Source organism: Curtobacterium sp. PhB128, from assembly GCF_004340725.1.
In the GTDB taxonomy this organism is placed as follows: domain Bacteria; phylum Actinomycetota; class Actinomycetes; order Actinomycetales; family Microbacteriaceae; genus Curtobacterium.
The window spans coordinates 370467-387667 of record NZ_SLUR01000002.1 but is presented as its reverse complement, the minus strand read 5'-3'; the positions used below and the strand labels follow the sequence as shown (position 1 = coordinate 387667).

Genomic DNA, 17201 nt, shown 5'->3' with positions numbered 1-17201 from the left:
GCGGAGTCCCTCAGGTTGCGTCGAGGTAAATGATTGCGTTCGGCAACATCAGGACCGGGCGTTCACTCCCGCCGCGCCCGCGTCTGCTCCGCCCGCCCCGCGAGCTCCGCGTCGGCCGGGTACCCCACCTCGGTCAGGGTCAGCCCCTTCGCCGGAGCGGTCTTGAACGCGCTCGTCCGCGTCTCGGCGACGCGGAGTTCCTCGAGCCGTTCCGGCCCGAACCGCCCCTCGCCGACGGCGATGGTCGCCCCCACCATCGCGCGCACCATGGAGTGGCAGAACGCATCGGCCTGGAGGCGCGCCACCAGCACGCCGTCCGGCTCGCGGTCCCAGCGGAACTCCTGCAACGTCCGGATGGTCGTCGCGCCCTCGCGCGGCTTGCAGAACGTCGCGAAGTCGTGCAGCCCCAACAGCGTCAGCGCACCGCGCTCCATCGCTGCCGGGTCGAGGCTCGCCCCGTGCCAGACCGTGTGCCCGCGCCGACGTGGATCGCGCGGGGCGTCGGCGTCCGCGATCCGGTACTCGTACCGTCGCCAGAGCGGCGAGAACCGTGCGTCGAACCCGTCGGGTGCGACCGACGCCCGGGTGACGACGACGTCGCCCTCTGGTGCCGCGATGCCGTTCACGCGTTTGACGAGCCCGTCCAGCGGCGAGCGCCCCGTGCCGCGCTTGGCGCTGAGCGCGTCCCACTGCTCGGCGGACAGGTCGAGGTGGGCGACCTGGCCGGTGGCGTGCACGCCGGCGTCGGTGCGTCCGGCGACGGTGAGCAGTGGCGGCTCGCCCCACCGGGTGAAGACGGTGGCAAGGGCGGCCTCGAGCGCGCCCTGCACGGTCCGCAGCCCGGGCTGCCGGGCCCACCCGGAGAACGCGGCCCCGTCGTACGCGATGTCCAGCCGCAGCCGGATCCCGGCAACCTCGCCGCCGCTCTGCGGGCCCGCCGTCTCGTCCACGCGACCACCGTACCGGGGCTGCACCGCGCCTCCCGGCAGTCGGCGGACACCCGTCTGCACAACCGAAGGCCGCTGCGCCGCTGACGCGCGCTGTCCACCGGTGTCAGCGCCACGTCAGTGCCGCGTGAGCGCCCCGCGGCACCATCGTCCTCGACATCGACGAAAGGACATTTCGATGACCACGACACCGCTCGCGGTGGAGGCCTCCGGCCTCGTGAAGACCTTCGGGACGAACCGCGCAGTGGACGGTGTCGACCTCCGTGTGGAGGCCGGCACGGTCTACGGCGTGCTCGGTCCCAACGGCGCCGGCAAGACCACCACCATCTCCATGCTCGCGACCCTGCTCAAGGCGGACGGCGGCGAGGCCCGGATCTTCGGGCACGACGTCCGGCGCGAGGCGCAGACCGTCCGCACCCTGATCGGGGTGACGGGGCAGTACGCCAGCGTCGACGAGACGCTCAGCGCGACCGAGAACCTGGTGATCTTCGCGCGCCTGCTCGGGTTGTCCCGCGCCGACGCGAAGCGGAAGGCCGTGGAGCTGCTCGAACGCTTCGGGCTGACCGAGGCCGCGTCGCGCCCGCTCAAGGCCTTCTCCGGTGGCATGCGTCGCCGGCTCGACCTGGCTGCGAGCCTCATCGCGCAGCCGCCGCTGATCTTCCTCGACGAGCCGACGACGGGGCTCGACCCCCGGACCCGTGCGCAGATGTGGGACACCATCCGCGAGCTCGTGGCGACGGGTTCGACGGTGCTGCTGACGACGCAGTACCTGGACGAGGCGGACCAGCTCGCCGACCGCATCGCGGTCATCGACCACGGCAAGGTCGTCGCCGAGGGCACGAGCGACGAGCTGAAGGCCTCGATCGGCAGTTCGTCGCTGCAGCTCCGCCTGACCGATGCGCTCCGGCTCGACGCCGCGCGCACGATCGTCCGGAACACCCTCGGTGTCGACGCGGTGGCCAGCCCCGAGGGCTCGCGTCTCACCGCACCGATGTCGGACCCCGACCGCGTGACGGACCTGCTGGTGTCGTTCCGCGAGGCCGGCATCACCCTCGCCGAGATGAGCGTGCAGAAGCCCACCCTCGACGAGGTCTTCCTGACGATCACCGGCGCACCGGCGACCACCGACGACGACGGCACCGACGACGACAACGACAGCACCGACCGCGAACTCGCAGGGAGCATCGCATGACCACCATCACCACCACCACGGGCACCGCTGCGCCCCGGATCACCCCGCGCCCCGGCGTCGGTGCGACCGGCCTCGGCGCCACCGTCCGGCAGTCGCTCACGATGGCGTACCGCGGCCTGATCAAGGTCCGGCGCACTCCCGAGCAGCTGTTCGACGTCACCCTGATGCCGATCATCTTCACCGTGATGTTCACGTACATCTTCGGTGGTGCGATCGCGGGTGACGTCGCGAGCTACCTGCCGATCATCATCCCCGGCATCCTGGTGCAGACGAACATCACGTCGTCGATCGTCACGGGCGTGCAGCTGCGCGAGGACATGGACAAGGGCGTCTTCGACCGCTTCAAGTCCCTGCCCATCGCCCGGATCGCCCCGCTCGCGGGTGCGCTGCTCGCCGACACCGTCCGGTACGCGATCGCCACGACGATCACCTTCACGGTCGGCATCATCATGGGTCTGCGTCCGGCCGGCGGCTTCGGTGCGGTCGTCCTGGCCGGGTTGCTGGTCATCGTCGTCGCGTGGGCGATCAGCTGGATCTTCGCCTACTTCGGCGTCGTCGCGCGGACGGCGTCGAGCGTCTCCGGCATCTCCAACATGGTGCTGTTCCCGCTGACGTTCCTGTCGAACGCGTTCGTGCCGGCGGACACCCTGCCGGACTGGCTGCGCTGGTTCTCCGAGGTGAACCCGATCTCGCACCTCATCACGGCGGTCCGCGAGCTCGTGAACCACGGCACGGTGGGCGTCGACCTCTGGATCAGCCTGCTCGGCGCAGCGGTCGTGGTCGCGGTGTTCGCGCCGCTGACGGTCCGCGCGTACATGCGGAAGGCCTGACGGGCGCCGGTCAGCGCACGCGGAACCGCAGCTCCTCGAGCAGGAGCCGCGCCTCCGATACGGCCTCGGTCCGGTTCGATCCGGCCGAGGCCGTCTCGGCGTCCGCCAGCACCGCGTCGCCGAGGGCGTCGGCCAGCACCGACCGCATCCGTGGGTGCGCGAGCACGCCGAAGTCCTGCCGCGAACCGAGTCGGGTCGCCAGCCCCCAGCAGCGAGCGGCGTGCTCAGGCTGTCCGTCACGGGCGGCGGCGAGCGCCAGGCCGAGCAGGGCGGTCCCGATCACGGGCAGGTCCAGCCACCACGGGTGGACGCGCAGCATCACGAGCGCACCGACGCGCAGGCGTCTCGCGACCGCCACGTCGTCGACCGGGAGGCCCGGCGCGGCTCCGTCGGTCCGGTGCACCGCCGCCTCGTCCCGCGCCGCGATCCGCGCCGAGCCCGCCATGAGCGTCCAGTGCGGCGTCTGCTTCCGCAGGGGCAGCACGGAGTCCCAGGCGCGGGCGTACTCCGCCGCAGCGTCGTCGAGGGCTCCTTCCCAGCGCGAGCACTCCGCACCGATGGCCATCGCGAGCACGCCGATCTGCACCCGGTCCTCGTCGAACCCGCCGCGGGCCTCGACCGGACGGTGCTGCAGGTCGTCAGCGACCTGCCGGGCGCGCACGACGTCGCCGGTGCTCGCGGCGCAGAGGCCGACGGTCCAGCCGATCTCGTACAGGTCGTCGTCGGCCCCGAACCGTTCGAGTTGCTCGCGGGCGACCTCGGCGGACCGCAGTGCGTCGGCGTGCCGGCCGGTCTGCGCCAGGAGCTGGGTCATGGTGACGGCGATCGACCCGGTGGTCCAGGCGTCGTCGCTCGACCGCGAGAGCGTCTCGGCGCGGGTCGCGTACCGCAGGGCGACGGCGGACTCCCCGTCGTTCTCGGCGAGCGGCGCGCTGAGCATGTTCGCCAGGCAGGCGACCCCGGGCTCCGGGTCGTCGCGGTAGCGGGCGAGCAGGGCGTACCCGTCGGCCGGTCGCCCCAGGGTGAGGAGCAGCGCTGCCTGGGCGTCGAGCACCGCGAACCCGGTGGTGCCGTCGCGCATCACGCGGCGCAGGGTCGACACGGCCAGGGCTGCGGTGCGCTTGTCGCTGAACGCGGAGGACCCGCCGGTGACGACGAGTCCGAGCACGGTCGCGGCACGGTCCTCGATCGCCGGTCCGGTACGGCGCAGGACCGGGACGACCTCGGGGCCGAGTGCGACGACCTCACCGTGGGCACCGCGCAGCGACCAGTAGCCGCCGAGGGCCGCGAACAGGTGCGCGACCGCCGCGGTGTCGTCGGCCGCCAGGCTCCAGCGGAGCAGCGTGACGAGGTTGTCGGATTCGCGGGCGACCTCGCGGAACCGCTCGAGCTGGGCGGAACCCGTGATGGTGAGGAGGTTGCGCTCGGCCGCGAACCCACGGCCCCAGCCGATCATGGCCGCTCGGACGGCCTCGGTGGCGCCGCGGTCCCCCAGCCGGGCGGCACCGAACTCCCGCACGGTCTCGAGCAGCCGGTACCGCACGGGCTCGCCCTCGTGCTCGACGAGCTGCACGAGCGACTGCTCCACGAGCTCGGCGAGGTCGTCGAGCGCGTCGGCCCGGCGGTCCGGGGCGGCGACGGCCTCGACGGCGTCGACCGCGAGTCCGTCCGGGAAGAGCGCCAGCCGGGTCAACAGGTCCTGGGCCCCGTCGTCGAGCAGGCGCCAGCTCCACTCGATCACGGCGAGCAGGGTGCGGTGCCGCTCCGGGGCGCTCCGGTCGCCGCCGCGCAGCAGCGCGAACCGGTCGTCCAGCCGGCGCTCGATCTCGTCGGCGCTCATCCCCCGGATGCGTGCGGCCGCGAGCTCGATGGCCAGCGGTGACCCGTCGAGCCGCGTGCAGATCCGGCGCACCGCGTCCACCGGCAGCACGGCTCCGGGTCGTGCGGCCCGCGCCCGCTCGGTGAACAGCCGGACGGCTGCCCCGTCGGCCTCGACGGGCAGGGGCGCGAGGGGAGCCACGACCTCGCCGGCGATGGCGAGCGGCGCGCGTGACGTCGTCAGGATCCGCAGCTCGGGCACGGTCGCGAGCAGGTCCGCGGCGAAGGCGGCGACCTCGGCAACCAGGTGTTCGCAGTTGTCCAGGACGAGCACGGTCGGCCCGTCGGCGAGCGCCCGCACGACCCGGGTGCGCAGGTCGGCCGCGACGGCGTCCCGGAGCGACCTGGTGGAACGGAACTCGGCGATCCCGAGCAGCGCGCCGAGGGCCGGCACGATGTCGTCAGCCGTGGCGAGCGGCGCGAGCTCGAACACGACGACGCCCTGTGTCGGCGGCAGGCCGGCGGCGACCGCCTGCGCGAGGCGGGTCTTCCCCAGCCCACCCGCACCGAGGATCGTGACCAGCCGTCCGGCGGACAGCAGGTCCGAGACGGCGGCGAGGTCGGCCTCCCTCCCGACCAAGGTGTTCGGCGCAGCACGCAGGCCGACGCGGCGGACGCTGCCCGTGGCGGGGCCGGACCGACGCAGCAACTCGGCGTTGAGGCGGACCAGGTCGGCCGAGGGGTCGGCGCCGAGTTCGTCGGCGAGCCGGTCACGGTGCGCTGCGAAGGCGGCGATGGCCTCGCTCGTGCGGCCGGCCGCGGCGAGGGCACGCATCGAACCGGCGACCGCGACCTCGTCGTAGGGGTTGGCGACGGCCTCTGCTGCCCAGAGTGCGGCGGCCTCGTCGGCGTCGCCCTCGTCGAGCAGTGCACCGCCGAGCGCGCGTCGGAGTGTCCGCCGGAGCGCTGCCGCACGGTCCGCGAGTGCTGCGCCCAGGTCGCCGTCGACGTCGGCGCCCGGTTCACCACGCCAGAGGTCGAGGGCGGCACGGACCGCTGCCGGCTCTGCCTCGCCCACCGCACGCTCGGCGCGGGCGAGGTCGACGTCCTCGGGGTCGCCGCCCAACGCGTACCCGGTGCTCGTCGACACCACGAGGCCGTCCGCCACGCTCCGGCGCAGTCGGGACACGAGCGTCTGCAGCGCCGCACGGGCACCCCGCGGCTGCACGTCCGGCCAGAGGTCGTCGATCAGGGACTCGGTGGTCAGGGCGTGGCCGCGCGCGAGCACCAGCGCCGTCACGAACGACCGAGCGAGCGCACCGGGCACCGGCGACTGCCGGCCGTCCGCACCCGTCACCGTGACCGGTCCGAGGACGTTGATTCGGGGCGGGACGGTCACGGTGCGAGTCTACGGAGCGCCGGTGTCACGGGGTCCTCGCGTCAGCCGCGCGGACGGTGGAACGCCGACGGCCCCGTGCGGGTGTCGAGGTTGTCCGTCGCACGGCGCTCGGACTCCACGATGCCGCGGAGCGCCACGAGCGCGGACGCCGTCACCGCGACGTGCGAGGGGTTCTCGCGCGAAGCGTCGAGCGCCTGCTCGAGTCGCTCGATCGCCTTGTCGCCTTCGTCCTCGGGGCACTCCCCGCGGATCATGCACGCGAGCTGACGGAGCGCCTCCGTGAGGGGCTCGGTGAACGCCGGATCCGGACGCCCGATGTTCGCCGACACCGGACCCGACCGGGCGACGAGCTCGGTGAGGTCCGTCGTGTACCAGGCGACCCGTTCGAGCGCCCGGAAGCGTGCCCCGTCCTGCTGGAGCCGAGCCCGTGACCCGCGGAGCGCCCCGCGGGGGTTGATCTTCCGGCTCTCGTGCGCGACGGACACCCGCGCGCGCACGTCGGCGATCGCACGGTCGAGCTTGTCCTGCTGCCGGTTCCAGGCGTCCTCGTCGCGTTTGCCGGTCTCCAGCACGCGCGCGAGCCCCTCGAGGTGCTCGGCCAACACGGCGTTCACCTCGTCGATCCGACGTTCGGCGTCCCAGAAGTGCAGCGGCGGGAACACCAGGAAGTTCACGAGCAGGCCGACGACGACGCCGACGCCCATCTGCACCAGGTACCCGAACGAGTAGCCTTCGGCGTTCGCCCCGCCGACGAGCAGCACGAACAGCGCCGCCGTCGAGACCCAGGTGCTGCCCTCGCCGAGCACCCGGAACCCGCCGACGAGCACGCCGATGCCGACCGCCAGGGCCACGGCGAGGATCCCCGGGTCGCCCACGATCATCGTGAAGCCCGCGACGGCGATGCCGAGCAGGATGCCGACGAGCGTCTGGATGCCGTTGCGCAGCCCCGCGTAGACCGTCGTCTGCATCGCGACGATCGCCCCGAGCGGTGCGTAGTACGGGTAGTCGGACGCGACCCCGGGCACGTGCCTGGCGATGAACCAGGCCAGTGCCGCGGCGCCGGCGGCCTTGGCTGCGTGCAGCAGTCGCGGCTGTGTGCCGGACGTACGGCTCCACCGCCACGCGCGGCGACCGACGCCCGCGATGTGTTGGAACTCCATGTGGTGACTCTCCCTGTCGGGCGGACACGCTACGGGGCGCCCACTGGGAAGGCGACGGTCCTGCGTTCTCCGGACGTCGGGGAGCAGGGGTAGCGCTCCCGAACGCGACGAAGCCCCCGCGACCTGGGTCGCGGGGGCTTCGTGGTGACGCGGGGTCCTACTTGGTGTCGTCGCTCTTCTCGGCGGCGTCGGCCTCGACCTCGGCGGCAGCCTCGGTCTCGGTCTCCGACTCGACCGGCGCGGACTCCTCGGTGGTCTCGGTCTCCTCGACCGGGGCCTCCTCGGTGGTCTCGTCGGCAGCCGGCTCCTCGACCGGAGCGGCGGCGGCCGGAGCCGCGGTGCGCTTCACCGGGGCGGGCGTGCCCGACACCGGCTCGAGGACGAGCTCGATCGACGCCAGCGGGGCGTTGTCGCCCTTGCGGAAGCCGAGCTTCGTGATGCGGGTGTAGCCGCCCTGACGGTCCTCGACCTGCGGGGCGATCTCCGTGAACAGCGTGTGCACGACGGACTTGTCGCGCAGGGTCGCGATGACCCGACGACGAGCGTGCAGGTCGCCGCGCTTCGCGAACGTGATGAGCCGCTCGGCGACCGGACGGAGGCGCTTGGCCTTCGTCTCGGTGGTCGTGATGCGACCGTGCGTGAAGAGGGCGTTGGCGAGGTTGCTCAGGAGCAGGCGCTCGTGAGCGGGACCGCCACCGAGGCGGGGGCCCTTGGTGGGCTTCGGCATGTCAGTTCTCCAGTGGTGAAAGTGGTGCGCGCGGTGTCAGCGCGCTTGCGCGTGAGCGCGAGATCAGTTGTTGGACTCGTCCTCGTCGTACCCGCTGTAGAAGTGGGCGCCGTCGAATCCGGGGACGGTGTCCTTGAGGGACAGGCCGAGCTCGGTGAGCTTGTCCTTGACCTCGTCCACCGACTTCTGACCGAAGTTGCGGATGTTCATGAGCTGCGTCTCCGACAGGGCGACGAGCTCGGACACCGTGTTGATGCCCTCGCGCTTCAGGCAGTTGTAGCTGCGGACCGACAGGTCGAGGTCCTCGATCGGCGTCTGCAGCTCGTTCGACAGGACAGCGTCGACCGGCGCGGGGCCGATCTCGATGCCCTCTGCGGCCGTGTTGAGCTCGCGAGCGAGCCCGAACAGCTCGACCAGCGTGCGACCGGCCGACGCGATGGCGTCGCGCGGCGTGATCGCCGGCTTCGACTCGACGTCGACGACCAGGCGGTCGAAGTCCGTGCGCTCACCGGCACGCGTCGCCTCGACGCGGTAGGTGACCTTGAGGACCGGCGAGTAGATCGAGTCGATCGGGATCTGACCGGCCTCGGAGAACTCGGAACGGTTCTGCGTGGCCGAGACGTAGCCGCGGCCGCGCTCGATCGTGAGCTCGAGCTCGAACCGCGCGGTGTCGTTCAGGGTCGCGATGACGAGTTCCGGGTTGTGGATCTCGACGCCGGCCGGAGCGGAGATGTCCGCTGCGGTGACCTGACCGGCACCCTGCTTGCGCAGGTACGCGGTGATCGGCTCGTCGTGCTCGCTGGAGACGACGAGGCTCTTGATGTTGAGGATGATCTCGGTGACGTCTTCCTTCACACCGGGAACGGTGCTGAATTCGTGGAGGACACCGTCGATGCGGATGCTGGTGACAGCCGCGCCGGGGATCGAGGAGAGGAGCGTGCGGCGCAGCGAGTTGCCGAGGGTGTAACCGAAGCCCGGCTCGAGCGGCTCGATGACGAAGCGCGAGCGGTGCTCGGAGATCGACTCCTCGGTCAGGGTGGGGCGCTGTGCAATGAGCACTGTGGGATTCCTTTCGGCGAAGTGTCCGCTATATGACACTTGGCGGTACGACGGGGCCGCGTGGGCCCCGACGGGTCTGTTGAGTTGTGATCACGCGCACCGATGTGCGCGATCGAACGACCAGGAATGGCCGCGGGCCCTGCCCGACCCCGTCAGGGGACGAGCAGGGCGCGGCCGGTTGCTCCTCGCGTCAGACGCGACGACGCTTCGGCGGGCGGCAACCGTTGTGCGCCTGCGGAGTGACGTCGTTGATCGAACCGACCTCGAGGCCAGCGGCCTGGAGCGAACGGATCGCGGTCTCGCGGCCCGAACCCGGACCCTTCACGAAGACGTCGACCTTCTTGACGCCGTGCTCCTGCGCCTGACGCGCAGCGGACTCGGCGGCGAGCTGCGCCGCGAACGGCGTCGACTTGCGCGAACCCTTGAAGCCCACGGCACCCGAGGACGCCCAGCTGAGGACGGCACCCGACGGGTCGGTGATGCTGACGATCGTGTTGTTGAACGTGCTCTTGATGTGGGCCTGGCCCACTGCGACGTTCTTCTTCTCCTTGCGGCGCGGCTTGCGCGCGGCAGTCTTGGGGGTAGCCATCGGGGTCTCCTATCGAGCCTTCTTCTTGCCTGCCACGGTGCGCTTCGGTCCCTTGCGGGTACGCGCGTTGGTCTTGGTGCGCTGACCGCGCACCGGGAGACCACGACGGTGGCGAAGACCCTCGTAGCTACCGATCTCGACCTTGCGACGGATGTCGGCTGCCACCTCGCGGCGGAGGTCACCCTCCACCTTGAAGTTGCCCTCGATGAAGTCACGGAGGGCGACGAGCTGGTCGTCGGTCAGGTCCTTGACGCGGATGTCACCGGAGATACCGGTCTCGGCGAGTGCCTGGACCGCGCGGGTACGGCCGACGCCGTAGATGTACGTGAGTGCGATCTCCACGCGCTTCTCGCGCGGGATGTCGACGCCTGCTAGACGTGCCATGTGATGGCTGCTCCTGTTGTCGATGGAGGTGTGGAGCAGTACCGGTGCCCGGGCCTCCGACCCGAGGTGTCCCCCGGCCGTCGTGCGACCGGGTTCTGGTACTGCGTTGTCGATCTTCAGTTGTGGGTCGTGCTCGAGCAGCCTGCTGTCCGAGGGACAGCGTCGGCGCCGGTCACGCGCCCGGGACTAGCCCTGGCGCTGCTTGTGACGCGGGTTGCTCTTGCAGATCACCATGACGCGGCCCTTGCGGCGGATCACTCGGCAGTGCTCGCACATGGGCTTGACGCTGGGGTTGACCTTCATTGTTCTTTCCTCGTGCTCGCTGGCTTCGTGCGCGGCAGGATTGCCGAGCCGTTCCTTTCCAGCTCGCGGATCACTTGTAGCGGTAGACGATCCGGCCGCGGGTCAGGTCGTACGGGCTCAGCTCCACGATCACGCGGTCCTCGGGGAGGATGCGGATGTAGTGCTGGCGCATCTTCCCGGAGATGTGCGCGAGGACCTTGTGTCCGTTCGTCAGCTCAACGCGGAACATCGCGTTGGGCAGAGCTTCGAGCACCGAGCCTTCGATCTCGATGACGCCGTCTTTCTTGGCCATAGCCTCACTGTCGCTTGGTTGTGGAACAGGTGTGATCCCCGAACCGGTCTGCGGGTCGGTCGCCACACCCGAGAGGGCATGACACACCAAAGATCGATCCTATGTGGTAAACCCGCAATTGCCAAGTGCAGGCGCGGCACGCCCCCTCACCTGGGGCTTCCGCGAGCACGCCTGAGTGTTCCACAGTGGTTTGACGGCGTGCTCCGGGCCGGAGCTTGTGCCCGGACCGTAGCGTTGCTCCGCAGCCACGTCCGCCGCCCACGTACCCTGCGCGGACCACCGAACGGAGACCACGTGCCCGACGCCACACGACGCCCCTTCGCCGCACACGGCAAGCAGGCCCGCCGTCGCGGCTGGACCACGCTCGTGACCGTCGTGGCCTCGGCGCTGGCCGTCGTGCTCGTGAGCGGGACGAGCGTCGCCGCCATCGCCGGCGCCCAGCTGGCGACCGCACCGCAGACCGTGCAGCTCAGCACCGACGACCAGAGCACCGCGAAGACCGCCGACATCACGGCGATCAAGGGCGGGGCGAACATCCTGCTCATCGGCAGCGACACCCGCGTCGGACAGTTCGACTCCGACGAGGACGTCGAGGGCGCCCGCAACGACGTCACGATGCTCATCCACATCTCCGAGGACCACCAGCAGCTCACCGCGGTCAGCTTCCCCCGCGACCTGATGGTCCCGATCCCGGCCTGCACCAACCCCGCGAGCGGGACGACGTACCCGGCCTCGACCTCCGCCATGTTCAACACGGCGCTCGGCAACGGTGGCGTCTCGTGCGTCGTCGACACCGTCGAGAACCTCACCGGCCTGAGCATCCCCTACGCCGGGCTCATCACCTTCGACGGCGTGATCGAGATGTCGAACGCCCTGGGCGGCGTCGACGTCTGCGTCGCGGAGCCGATCGACGACACCTTCACCGGGCTGCACCTCACGGCCGGCTCGCACAACCTCGAGGGCTCCGACGCCCTCGCTTTCCTGCGCACCCGCCACGGCGTCGGCGACGGCAGCGACCTGGCCCGGATCAGCTCGCAGCAGGTGTTCCTGTCGGCGCTGCTCCGCAAGGTCACCTCCGACGGGACCCTGTCGAACCCCATCACGCTCTACAAGCTCGCCGGCGCGGCCCTGTCGAACATGACGCTGTCCGACGGCCTGGCCCAGACCCGCACCCTCGTCGGCCTCGCTTCGGCACTGCGCGGCATGAGCACCGCCAACATGCTCTTCGTGCAGTACCCCGTCGCCGACGACCCCGACGACAGCGCGCGGGTGATCGTCGACCAGGAGACCGCCCACACGCTCAACGTGGCGCTGCAGAACGACGTGAAGTCCTCGCTGAGCGACTCGAGCACCGGGCGCGCGTCCGAGGAGTCACCGACCGCCGGGGGCACCGCGACGACCGCACCGTCGACCGGCACCACACCGTCCGACACAGCGTCGGCGCCCGCGTCGAGCGGCGCATCGTCGGGGACGTCGTCCGCACCGAGCTCGTCCGCCACGAGCACGGCGACGTCGACCCCGCTGCCGTCGTCGATCACCGGGCAGAGCGCCTCCGAGCAGACCTGCTCCGTCGGCAACTGACCGCCGGACAGGGCTGACGGCGCGACGCCCTCCGGGCACTGGGCAGACGCGTCTGCGCAGGGCGGGCGACGAGGCGGGGACGACCCGCGCCTCCTGGCCGTCGCGACCGAGGCAGCCTGGAGGCCCGTCCTACGGGATCGGGACGGGCGTCACGCCCAGCGGGGCCAGGCCCGCAACACCGCCGTCGGCGGCCGTCAGGACCCACACGCCGTCGGCGTGCACCGCGACGCTGTGCTCCCAGTGCGCGGCATCCCCGCCGTCCATCGTGCGGACGGTCCAGTCGTCGTCGTCCGTCGAGCTGTCGATCGTGCCCGCGGTGACCATCGGCTCGATGGCCACCACCAGGCCGGGCTTCACCGCCGGACCGGCACCGCGGACGCGGTAGTTGAAGACCGGCGGGTCCTCGTGCATGGAGCGACCGATGCCGTGCCCCGTGTAGTCCTCGACGATGCCCCAGGCGCCGGTCTCGTCGATCGCGTCCTCGACCGCGGAACCGACCTCGTGCAGGTTCTTCGCGTGGGCGAGCGCCGCGATGCCGTGCCAGAGCGAGCGCTCCGTGGTGTCGCAGAGCGTCTGGCGTGCTGCGGACACCTCGGCGTCACCACCGGGGACGACCGTGGTGAACGCGCTGTCGCCGTTCCAGCCGTCGACCTCGGCACCGGCGTCCACCGACACGATGTCACCGGGAGCGAGCACGCGGTCACCGGGGATGCCGTGCACGATCTCGTCGTTCACGGACACGCACAGCGTGTGCCGGTAGCCCGGCACGAGCTGGAAGTTCGGGATCCCGCCGCCGTCGCGGATCGTCCGCTCGGCGATCGCGTCGAGCTCACCCGTCGTGATGCCGGGACGGATCGCCGCACGCACGGCGTCGAGCGCCTCGGCGGTCAGCAGCCCGGGGCGCACCATGGCGCGGAGCTCGTCCGGCGTCTTGTAGATCGAGGGCTTGCGGAAGCGGACCACGCCGGGTCAGACGCCCGCTGTCAGCCCGCGAGCCGACAGCGCGGCCTGGATGCGGTCGCCGACCTCGTCGATCGCGCCGAGGCCGTCGACGTCGAGCACGAGACCGCGGTCGCCGTAGGCGCCGACGATCGGGGCGGTCTGCTCGGTGTAGACCTGCTGGCGACGACGGATCGTCTCCTCGTTGTCGTCACTGCGGCCCTGCTGCTCGGCACGCTTGAGCAACCGGCCGACGAGCTCGTCCTGGTCGGCGACGAGCTGCACGACCGCGTCGATCCCGGTGCCCTGCTCGGCGAGCAGCGCGTCGAGGTACTCGACCTGCCCGACCGTGCGGGGGTACCCGTCGAGCAGGAACCCCTCGGCTGCGTCGGCCTCGTTCAGGCGCGACTTCACGAGCTCGTTCGTCAAGGAGTCCGGCACGTAGTCGCCGGCGTCCATGATCGCCTTGGCCTGCACACCGAGCGGCGTGCCCTCTGCGACGTTCTTGCGGAAGATGTCGCCCGTCGAGACGGCCGGGATCCCGAAGGACTCGGCGATCCGTCCGGCCTGGGTGCCCTTCCCCGCTCCGGGGGGTCCGACGATGATGAGACGTGCGCTCAACGGAGAAGCCCTTCGTAGTGACGCTGCTGCAGCTGCGAGTCGATCTGCTTCACGGTCTCGAGACCGACACCCACGATGATCAGGATGCTCGCGCCACCGAACGGGAAGTTCTGGTTCGCGCCGAACAGCGCCAGTGCTGCCAGCGGGATGAGCGCGATGAAACCGAGGTAGAGCGAGCCGGGCAGCGTCACCCGGGTGAGGACGTAGTCGAGGTACTCGGCGGTCGGACGACCGGCACGGATGCCGGGGATGAACCCGCCGTACTTCTTCATGTTGTCGGCGACCTCTTCAGGGTTGAAGGTGATCGCCACGTAGAAGTACGTGAACCCGACGATGAGCAGGAAGTACAGCACCATGTAGAACAGGTTGTCGCCGGAGACGAGGTTGTTCTCGATCCAGGTGACCCACGCCGCGGGCTCGGAGCCGTCCGAGGGCTTGTTGAACTGCGCGACCAGGGCCGGCAGGTACAGCAGCGACGACGCGAAGATGACGGGCACGACGCCGGCCATGTTCACCTTGATCGGGATGTACGTGTTGTTGCCGCCGTACGTGCGTCGGCCGACCATGCGCTTGGCGTACTGGACCGGGATCCGCCGCTGCGACTGCTCGACGAACACGACGGCCATCATGATGACCAGTCCGACCAGGATGACGAACAGGAAGAGCTCGAACGACTGCGACTGCTCGATGGCCCAGAGCGCCGACGGGAACTGCGCCGCGATCGACGTGAAGATGAGGAGCGACATGCCGTTGCCGATGCCGCGCTCGGTGACGAGCTCGCCCATCCACATGATGAGGCCGGTACCGGCGGTCAGCGTGACGACCATGAGCATGATCGCGTACCAGCTGTCGTTCGAGATGATCGACGAGCAGGAGGACGACGCGTTCGTGCCGAAGAGGGCACCCGAGCGGGCGACCGTGATCAGGGTGGTGGACTGCAGCACGCCCAGCGCGATCGTGAGGTAGCGCGTGTACTGCGTCAGCTTCGCCTGACCGGACTGGCCCTCCTTGTAGAGGGAGTCGAAGTGCGGGATGACCACGCGCAGGAGCTGCACGATGATCGACGACGTGATGTACGGCATGATGCCGAGCGCGAAGACCGAGAGCTTCAGCAGCGCGCCGCCGGAGAACAGGTTGATCAGGTCGTAGAGACCGCCGGACGACGAGGCGCTGGCGAGACAGCTCTGCACGGCCGCGTAGTCGACGAACGGTGCGGGGATGTACGACCCGAGCCGGAACAGCGCGATGATCGCGAGGGTGAAGCCGATCTTCTTGCGAAGATCAGGGGTGCGCATGATGCGCGCGACCGCTCTGAACACGAGGACTCCGAACTTCTGGGACCGGGGCCGTCGATCGCGGCCGTTCCGGTGTCGGTCGGCAGGGCCGACCAGGCTGGCGGATGCCGGCCACTGTCAAGGAAACCGTAACGGCGGCCCGTGCGCAAACGCACGGGCCGCCGACGGGGGTTACTGGGAGACGGTGCCGCCAGCAGCCACGATCTTCTCGGCGGCGGACGCCGAGACCTTGTCGACCGTGACCGTGATCTTCACGGTGATGTCACCCTGACCGAGAACCTTGACCTTCTCGTTCTTGCGGACGGCGCCCTTGGCGACCAGGCCCGCAACGGTGACGTCGCCACCATCGGGGTAGAGCTCCGAGATCTTGTCCAGGTTCACGACCTGGTACTCGACCCGGAACGGGTTCTTGAACCCGCGGAGCTTCGGGGTGCGCATGTGCAGCGGCATCTGCCCACCCTCGAAGCCGACCCGGACCTGGTAACGGGCCTTCGTGCCCTTGGTACCACGCCCAGCGGTCTTGCCCTTCGAGCCCTCACCGCGACCCACACGGGTGCGGTCCTTCTTGGCGCCCTCTGCGGGGCGGAGGTGGTGCAGCTTCAGCACCTGCACGCGCTCGTTCTTCTCGTCGCTCATGCGTCGACCTCCTCGACCTTCACGAGGTGCGCCACCGTTGCGATGTACCCGCGGTTCTGGGCGTTGTCCTCACGCTCGACCGTACGGCCGATGCGCTTGAGACCCAGGCTGCGGAGCGTGTCGCGCTGGTACTGCTTCTCGCTGATAACGGACTTGATCTGCGTGATCTTCAGCGTCGCCATCACGCACCTGCCTTCTCGGTCGCGGCACGCAGTGCTGCGGCCTCGGCCTGGAGCAGACGAGCCGGGACGACCCGCTCGACGTCGAGGCCACGACGGCTCGCGACGGCGCGGGGCTCCTCGAGCTGCTTCAGAGCCTCGACGGTCGCGTGCACGATGTTGATGGTGTTCGACGAACCGAGCGACTTGCTCAGGACGTCGTGGATGCCGGCGCACTCGAGCACGGCGCGGACGGGACCACCGGCGATGACACCGGTACCCGGGCCAGCCGGACGCAGGAGGACGACGCCAGCAGCGGCTTCACCCTGCACGGGGTGCGGGATGGTGTTGCCGACGCGGGGGACGCGGAAGAAGTTCTTCTTCGCCTCTTCGACACCCTTGGAGATCGCCGTGGGGACCTCCTTGGCCTTGCCGTAGCCGACGCCCACGAGGCCGTTGCCGTCACCCACGACGACGAGCGCCGTGAAGCTGAAGCGACGACCACCCTTGACGACCTTCGACACGCGGTTGATGGTCACCACGCGCTCGAGGAACTGGCTGTCGCCACCGCGGTTGTTGCGGTCGCGGCCCTGCTGACGGTCACGACCGCCACCACGACGGCCGCGGTTGTCAGCCGAGTCGCGGTTGTTCGATGCGGAACCGGCAGCGGTCTCGACGGGACGCTCGGCGACGGCAGGTGCCTCCGCCTCCTTGCCCTTCGCGGCGGTGTCGGTGCCCTCAGCGGCTGCCTCGGTGCCCTCAGCAGTTGCCTCGGTGCCCTCAGCGGTCGCCTCGGTGGCCTCGGGGGCCTCCGTGCTCGCCTCGGTGGTCTCGACGGCGTCCGTGGCCTCGGCGGCCTCGGTCTTGGCGTCTTCGTTGGTGTTCGCGTTGTCGCTCACAGGTTCAGCCCTCCTTCACGGGCACCATCGGCGATCGCGGCGACGCGACCGGCGTACTTGCTGCCACCGCGGTCGAAGACCACGGCCTCGACGCCAGCCGACTTCGCGCGCTCGGCGAGGAGCTCACCGACGCGACGGGCCTTGGCGGTCTTGTCGCCGTCGAACGAGCGGAGGTCTGCCTCCATCGTCGAGGCGCTTGCGAGGGTGTGACCCTTCGCGTCGTCGATGACCTGCACGAACACGTGACGCGACGAGCGGGTGACGGCGAGACGGGGACGAGCCTCGGTGCCGGTGATCTTCTTGCGGAGACGGTTGTGACGACGCGCCTTGGCGGCCGCCTTGCTCTTGCCTCGTGTCTTGAGGAGTCCCATG

The 17201-nt window shown here is 70.4% G+C and carries 19 protein-coding genes; 3 read left to right on the top strand and 16 right to left on the bottom strand.

Translation table 11 applies throughout. The features are described 5' to 3' along the window. Positions 1–62 precede the first annotated feature (62 nt). On the bottom strand, positions 63–950 hold the full coding sequence (gene truA, locus EDF23_RS05985) for a tRNA pseudouridine(38-40) synthase TruA (RefSeq protein WP_243648823.1): 888 nt from the start codon (positions 948–950) through the stop codon (positions 63–65). Positions 951–1125: 175 nt separating this feature from the next. On the opposite strand from truA, the gene EDF23_RS05980 reads away from it, so the two are divergent. Then, complete coding sequence (locus tag EDF23_RS05980) at positions 1126–2139, top strand: ATP-binding cassette domain-containing protein (RefSeq protein ID WP_123339477.1); 1014 nt, start codon at positions 1126–1128, stop codon at positions 2137–2139. Then, on the top strand, positions 2136–2969 hold the full coding sequence (locus tag EDF23_RS05975) for an ABC transporter permease (protein WP_123339476.1): 834 nt from the start codon (positions 2136–2138) through the stop codon (positions 2967–2969). The genes EDF23_RS05980 and EDF23_RS05975 overlap by 4 nt, the downstream gene beginning before the upstream one ends. A 10-nt stretch (positions 2970–2979) precedes the next feature. Here the strand turns inward: EDF23_RS05975 and EDF23_RS05970 are convergent, their stop codons facing one another. From EDF23_RS05970 to infA, 8 genes are all read right to left on the bottom strand, one after another. Beyond that, a complete protein-coding gene (locus EDF23_RS05970) occupies positions 2980–6186 on the bottom strand; it encodes a BTAD domain-containing putative transcriptional regulator (protein ID WP_131921067.1) in 3207 nt (1068 codons plus the stop codon). Between the two features lie 41 nt (positions 6187–6227). After that, positions 6228–7346 carry an aromatic acid exporter family protein gene (locus EDF23_RS05965; protein ID WP_123293150.1) on the bottom strand — a complete coding sequence of 373 codons (1119 nt, stop codon included), beginning with the start codon at positions 7344–7346 and terminating at the stop codon, positions 6228–6230. 157 nt (positions 7347–7503) lie between these two features. Continuing rightward, positions 7504–8073, bottom strand: coding sequence for a 50S ribosomal protein L17 (gene rplQ, locus EDF23_RS05960; protein ID WP_131845954.1), 570 nt, complete (start codon positions 8071–8073; stop codon positions 7504–7506). A gap of 63 nt (positions 8074–8136) precedes the next feature. Further along, entirely contained in the window at positions 8137–9132 is a 996-nt protein-coding gene (locus EDF23_RS05955; protein ID WP_071259847.1) for a DNA-directed RNA polymerase subunit alpha, read from the bottom strand. 190 nt (positions 9133–9322) lie between these two features. Further along, entirely contained in the window at positions 9323–9721 is a 399-nt protein-coding gene (rpsK, locus tag EDF23_RS05950; RefSeq protein WP_017885507.1) for a 30S ribosomal protein S11, read from the bottom strand. Between the two features lie 9 nt (positions 9722–9730). Further along, positions 9731–10105, bottom strand: coding sequence for a 30S ribosomal protein S13 (gene rpsM / locus EDF23_RS05945; RefSeq protein ID WP_058728274.1), 375 nt, complete (start codon positions 10103–10105; stop codon positions 9731–9733). Positions 10106–10291: 186 nt separating this feature from the next. After that, a complete protein-coding gene (gene rpmJ, locus EDF23_RS05940) occupies positions 10292–10408 on the bottom strand; it encodes a 50S ribosomal protein L36 (RefSeq protein ID WP_071276701.1) in 117 nt (38 codons plus the stop codon). Positions 10409–10478: 70 nt separating this feature from the next. Next, complete coding sequence (infA, locus tag EDF23_RS05935) at positions 10479–10700, bottom strand: translation initiation factor IF-1 (protein ID WP_017885509.1); 222 nt, start codon at positions 10698–10700, stop codon at positions 10479–10481. A gap of 294 nt (positions 10701–10994) precedes the next feature. On the opposite strand from infA, the gene EDF23_RS05930 reads away from it, so the two are divergent. Next, positions 10995–12281 carry an LCP family protein gene (locus tag EDF23_RS05930; RefSeq protein ID WP_165901022.1) on the top strand — a complete coding sequence of 429 codons (1287 nt, stop codon included), beginning with the start codon at positions 10995–10997 and terminating at the stop codon, positions 12279–12281. Positions 12282–12410: 129 nt separating this feature from the next. Here EDF23_RS05930 and map read toward each other — a convergent pair whose 3' ends face one another. The 7 genes from map to rplR form a co-directional block, all read right to left on the bottom strand. Further along, positions 12411–13244 carry a type I methionyl aminopeptidase gene (gene map / locus EDF23_RS05925; protein ID WP_131921064.1) on the bottom strand — a complete coding sequence of 278 codons (834 nt, stop codon included), beginning with the start codon at positions 13242–13244 and terminating at the stop codon, positions 12411–12413. Positions 13245–13250: 6 nt separating this feature from the next. Continuing rightward, positions 13251–13841: an adenylate kinase gene (locus EDF23_RS05920; RefSeq protein ID WP_123293144.1), complete on the bottom strand. Its 591-nt coding sequence runs from the start codon at positions 13839–13841 to the stop codon at positions 13251–13253. Continuing rightward, entirely contained in the window at positions 13838–15160 is a 1323-nt protein-coding gene (gene secY, locus EDF23_RS05915; RefSeq protein WP_111083457.1) for a preprotein translocase subunit SecY, read from the bottom strand. The genes EDF23_RS05920 and secY overlap by 4 nt, the downstream gene beginning before the upstream one ends. A 147-nt stretch (positions 15161–15307) precedes the next feature. Next, positions 15308–15772, bottom strand: coding sequence for a 50S ribosomal protein L15 (gene rplO, locus EDF23_RS05910; protein WP_027466723.1), 465 nt, complete (start codon positions 15770–15772; stop codon positions 15308–15310). Then, positions 15769–15954 carry a 50S ribosomal protein L30 gene (gene rpmD, locus EDF23_RS05905; protein WP_173168934.1) on the bottom strand — a complete coding sequence of 62 codons (186 nt, stop codon included), beginning with the start codon at positions 15952–15954 and terminating at the stop codon, positions 15769–15771. Before rpmD ends, rplO begins: the two co-directional genes overlap by 4 nt. Then, positions 15954–16829 carry a 30S ribosomal protein S5 gene (rpsE, locus tag EDF23_RS05900; RefSeq protein ID WP_131921062.1) on the bottom strand — a complete coding sequence of 292 codons (876 nt, stop codon included), beginning with the start codon at positions 16827–16829 and terminating at the stop codon, positions 15954–15956. Before rpsE ends, rpmD begins: the two co-directional genes overlap by 1 nt. Beyond that, a complete protein-coding gene (gene rplR / locus EDF23_RS05895) occupies positions 16826–17200 on the bottom strand; it encodes a 50S ribosomal protein L18 (protein WP_031259041.1) in 375 nt (124 codons plus the stop codon). The genes rpsE and rplR overlap by 4 nt, the downstream gene beginning before the upstream one ends. Between the last annotated feature and the right edge of the window lies 1 nt (position 17201).

What these genes read in the sequence shown, in the direction of transcription:
- EDF23_RS05975 (WP_123339476.1), top strand. Translation starts at nt 2,136, where the DNA reads ATGACCACCATCACCACCACCACGGGCACCGCTGCGCCCCGGATCACC.
- rpsM (WP_058728274.1), bottom strand. Translation starts at nt 10,105, where the DNA reads ATGGCACGTCTAGCAGGCGTCGACATCCCGCGCGAGAAGCGCGTGGAG.
- rplR (WP_031259041.1), bottom strand. Translation starts at nt 17,200, where the DNA reads ATGGGACTCCTCAAGACACGAGGCAAGAGCAAGGCGGCCGCCAAGGCG.
- rpmJ (WP_071276701.1), bottom strand. Translation starts at nt 10,408, where the DNA reads ATGAAGGTCAACCCCAGCGTCAAGCCCATGTGCGAGCACTGCCGAGTG.
- rplQ (WP_131845954.1), bottom strand. Translation starts at nt 8,073, where the DNA reads ATGCCGAAGCCCACCAAGGGCCCCCGCCTCGGTGGCGGTCCCGCTCAC.
- rpsK (WP_017885507.1), bottom strand. Translation starts at nt 9,721, where the DNA reads ATGGCTACCCCCAAGACTGCCGCGCGCAAGCCGCGCCGCAAGGAGAAG.
- rpmD (WP_173168934.1), bottom strand. Translation starts at nt 15,954, where the DNA reads ATGGCGACGCTGAAGATCACGCAGATCAAGTCCGTTATCAGCGAGAAG.
- EDF23_RS05980 (WP_123339477.1), top strand. Translation starts at nt 1,126, where the DNA reads ATGACCACGACACCGCTCGCGGTGGAGGCCTCCGGCCTCGTGAAGACC.
- EDF23_RS05965 (WP_123293150.1), bottom strand. Translation starts at nt 7,346, where the DNA reads ATGGAGTTCCAACACATCGCGGGCGTCGGTCGCCGCGCGTGGCGGTGG.
- rplO (WP_027466723.1), bottom strand. Translation starts at nt 15,772, where the DNA reads ATGAGCGACGAGAAGAACGAGCGCGTGCAGGTGCTGAAGCTGCACCAC.
- infA (WP_017885509.1), bottom strand. Translation starts at nt 10,700, where the DNA reads ATGGCCAAGAAAGACGGCGTCATCGAGATCGAAGGCTCGGTGCTCGAA.